Here is a 634-nt window from a genome sequence, read left to right on the forward strand (position 1 = left end):
TCCGCACGCTCAACCGCCTGGAAATGGTGGGCGAGACGGTCCGCGCCGCGCTGGACCAGCTCGCCGAGGTCGCGCCGGGCTGGCTGCGGCCCAGGATCCGCCCCGGATGGCCCGAGCGCTACGGCCGCCGCGGACGGCGCCGACCTGCTGGAGCTGGTCGACACCGACCAGGAGAACGCCTGGCTGGCCGGACTGCCGGCGATCTCAACGCTGCGGGCGATCTGGGAGCAGCAGTGCGTCCGCGACCAGCGGGGCCGGTGGCGGCTGCGCGAGGGCAGGATCACCGAGGGGGCCGTGCACGTCGACTCCCCGCGGGATCCGCAGGCCCGCTGGTGCCAGAAACGCGACACCACCTGGAGCGGCTACAAGGTCCATCTGAGCGAGACCTGCGACGACGGCGCCCCGCACCTGATCGTGCAGGCCTCCACGACCGTGGCGACGACCACCGACAACGCCGCGCTCGGCGCGATCCGCGACGAGCTCGCCCGGCGGGACCTGGCGCCGGGCGAGCTGTACCTGGACGAGGGCTACGTCACCGCGGAGGCCGTCGCCGCGGCGGAGGACGACGGGACCGAGATCGTCGGGCCGCTGACCCGCGACTCGTCGTGGCAGGCCACGGCGGGGCGCGGGTTCG

1 pseudogene is annotated in these 634 nt (G+C 74.8%); it reads left to right on the forward strand.

Going from position 1 to position 634, the window contains the following annotated elements:
* Positions 1-634 (forward strand): annotated as a pseudogene (locus tag DD1DGNOD_RS27410) (hypothetical protein); the annotation flags it as partial.

Origin of the sequence: Candidatus Protofrankia californiensis (assembly GCF_900634765.1) — a bacterium.
GTDB classification, from domain to species: Bacteria; Actinomycetota; Actinomycetes; order Frankiales; family Frankiaceae; genus Protofrankia; species Protofrankia californiensis.